This is a genomic window from Hydrocoleum sp. CS-953, assembly GCF_002260545.1.
Taxonomy (GTDB): domain Bacteria; phylum Cyanobacteriota; class Cyanobacteriia; order Cyanobacteriales; family Microcoleaceae; genus Trichodesmium.
This window is the reverse complement of sequence record NZ_LGSU01000530.1, coordinates 1-3,511: the sequence shown is the minus strand read 5'-3', so window position 1 is coordinate 3,511 and position 3,511 is coordinate 1. Positions and strand designations below refer to the sequence as shown.

Annotated in this window: 2 protein-coding genes and 1 pseudogene; all 3 read right to left on the bottom strand. The window is 36.7% G+C overall.

Annotated features, from left to right (window positions below; genetic code table 11):
- Positions 1-533: 533 nt before the first annotated feature.
- A pseudogene (locus AFK68_RS05560) lies at positions 534-829 on the bottom strand (UDP-N-acetylenolpyruvoylglucosamine reductase); the annotation flags it as partial.
- 1 nt (position 830) lies between these two features.
- Positions 831-1,711: UDP-N-acetylmuramate dehydrogenase (murB, locus tag AFK68_RS05555; protein ID WP_143437562.1), on the bottom strand; the 881-nt coding region annotated here is incomplete at its 3' end.
- 262 nt (positions 1,712-1,973) lie between these two features.
- A partial coding sequence (gene murC / locus AFK68_RS05550; RefSeq protein WP_143437560.1) for a UDP-N-acetylmuramate--L-alanine ligase occupies positions 1,974-3,511 on the bottom strand: 1,538 nt, incomplete at its 5' end.

Genomic DNA, 3,511 nt, shown 5'->3' with positions numbered 1-3,511 from the left:
CATTAAAATCATAACACTACATATAAATTTTTAGGGCTTGATTATAATGAATAAATTGACATTTATTTTCTTAATTTATCCAAGATTTCCTCAGACAATTCATTAATAATCTTAACCAAAAGATCTTGATTGTTGCTCAACTTCCTTAACNAAGCATCTAACATTAAAATCATAACACTACATATAAATTTTTAGGGCTTGATTATAATGAATAAATTGACATTTATTTTCTTAATTTATCCAAGATTTCCTCAGACAATTCATTAATAATCTTAACCAAAAGATCTTGATTGTTGCTCAACTTCCTTAACTATAGTAATTCATGGTTCCAGAAGGTGGGGAATCTGAAACTGCTGCTAATTTCAGGTACTTTAACCAATAAAAAAACGATGGTAATTTATTTTTTGTTGGGGATCTGAGTTATTAGCATAAAAATCATCTGGGCAACGATAATTTATTCATTTTCTGTACTTTATTTGTACCCATAAATTATGCAACTACTATCAAACACAAGTTATAATTTATTAGTATTATCAAGTTAATACTTGTGAAAAATCTCCCATAACTTTTACCTCTGGTTTTAATAACAAAGACCACTGCTTTTCTACCTGTTCTTGAACATGGTAAATTAGTTGTAAAATTTCGTTAGCTGTAGCTCCCCCACAGTTAAGAATAAAGTTAGCATGAAGGTGAGCAACTTGGGCCATACCTATTTGATAGCCCTTAAGTCCAGCTTGTTCAATTAACCAACCAGCCGGTTTTGGTCCAGGATTCCGAAAAACACTACCACAACTAGGTAAGTGATAAGGTTGGCTACTCCTGCGCTTGTNTGGTAAATTAGTTGTAAAATTTCGTTAGCTGTAGCTCCCCCACAGTTAAGAATAAAGTTAGCATGAAGGTGAGCAACTTGGGCCATACCTATTTGATAGCCCTTAAGTCCAGCTTGTTCAATTAACCAACCAGCCGGTTTTGGTCCAGGATTCCGAAAAACACTACCACAACTAGGTAAGTGATAAGGTTGGCTACTCCTGCGCTTGTGAAAATTTTCAGAAGTTATAGTTTTTACCAGAGCAGGCTTTTCCCCTGGTTGTAACTGAAAAGTAGCTTGAGCTACCACAATAGATTTACCCTGTAGCTTAGAATAGCGATAGCTGTATTCCAAATCTTGAGCAGACAAAATATCTATCTGACCATCAGGCAACATAACATGGGCATTCACCAATATATCAGCCATACATTTACCTTGTGCCCCAGCATTCATTACCACAGCACCACCAACAGTGCCAGGGATACCAACAGCCCACTCCAAACCTTGCCAGCCCATTTTTGCAGCCTTCCAAGCAAGACGTGGTAATGATTCACCAGCACCCACAGTCAGAAGACCTGTTTCTGGTTCAAAAGATATGTGACGGAGATTACGGCTACTAATAACTAATCCAGATAAACCACTATCGCTAACCAGCATATTAGAACCTGCTCCTAGCATAGTTATTGGTAATCCTTCAGAGTGAGCAAACTGAAAACTTGCTTGTAGTTGATCTAATCTTTTTGGTGTAACATACCATTGAGCAGGCCCTCCGACTCGGAAAGAAGTTAGAGGAGCTAGAGGAACATTAGACCTAATTACACAATCTGTTCCTAATAACGGGATAGGTTTATACTGTGGCCTTTTAGCTGAACTAGCTATGTGATAAGAGAGAGTCATGGTCATAACTAATAACTTGAATTATCGTAATTTAAACAAACTCTTTTAGAGTTATACCAATTAGATAAATATTTGCTACATATTGGTAGTCGGCTAGGAGGATGAGATATCCTATGGGTACTATAAGTCATATAGTACAGGAGATATATATTCAGGAATTGTCAAACCTGCTTCCTTGTTCTGTAATGAACCTTTAGCCTGTAAGATTATTTGATCGAATTGGTATTATTTAACTCAACTTAATCTTTTGCATTAAGCTATTTCACGCTTATACGACCTGGTAGTGAGGTAGTTGATAATATGCCATGAGTTCTGGGATAATGTGATTCAGGTTACCAGCACTAAGAAATATTGCCATATCCCTTGGTTGTAGAACTTCATGCAAAAATTTACTCACTAACTCTAAAGATGGTTGATAATAAACCTGTTGATGGTAAGTAGAAATTGCTTCAGCTACTTGTTGGCCATCAATTTGACCATCAGATGATTCTCCAGCACTATAAATATCAGTAACAATAACCATGTCAGCGTCATTAAATGACTTAGCGAACTCCGAAAGAAAAGTCTGAGTACGACTATAACGATGAGGTTGGAATATAGCAATTACTCTTTCGATTGGCAATAAGTTATTTTGTTTGATGAAGGGTAAATTTGTTGTAAATATATCAGACTTTGGAGTTAATTCCTGACTTTTCCGTAAGCGAGCTGCAGCCAGAGTTACATTAATTTCACTAGGATGATGAGCATAGTCATCAATAAATACAATACCGTTACATTCTCCCCGATGTTCAAACCGACGATGAGCACCTTCAAATTTAGCGATCGCCGAGGAAATAGCAGAAAATTCTAAACCTAATAACCTACCTACTGCCACAGCAGCCAAAGCATTACTTAAGTTATGTTTACCTAATAACCCTAATTGTAATTGTCCCAAAAGTTGGCCTCGTTCCCAAATACGAGCCGAGGTAAGATGAGCTTGATAATCTACACAATCTACTGTATAATCAGCCTCACTTTCAGGATTAATACTGTAACTAATAGTTGGCTGAAGTTTATCTTTAACTGTCGAGCAGTCAATACAACCTACTAAACTCTGACAATTTCCTTTAAATACTTGGAAAGTTTCGACAACTTGTTCTAAACTTTCATAATGGTCTGGATGGTCTAACTCAATATTAGTGACTAAACCAATATGGGCAGATAATTTAACTAAAGAGCCATCTGACTCATCTGCTTCTGCCACCAGATAAGGACTTTCACCTAAACGAGCGTTACCTTCCCAAGCGTCTACTTCTCCACCAATAACAATGGTGGGGTCTAAACCAGTCTCTAAAAGCATAAACCCAATTAAACTGCTAGTTGTAGTTTTGCCATGGGTTCCCGCTACAGCTATGCTTTGATAATCCTGAATTAGAGCAGCCAATAAATCTGAGCGATGGAAAATTGGACATCCAAGTTCAACGGCTGCTTTATACTCGGAGTTTGTTGTATTAATTGCTGTCGAACAAACTACTTGCGGTAGTTGATAAATTTCTTGGTTATTTCCTACTTTAACATTGTGTTTTTTTGTCATTACTGCTCCTGTATTTACACGGAGATCAGTAGGGGATAAATTTGAATTAGAATTGTTTGACAGAGATAAATTTTGTTCTTCAGTAGTTTGTTGAAATAACTCTAAATTTTTGGCTTCTTGGCGCCAAAATATGTGCGCTCCTATTGCTTCTAAGCGTTTTGTTATATGGCTTGATTTTAGATCGGAGCCATAAGTAGGCAACTTGCGTTTAGCTAAAATATAAGCAAGAGCCG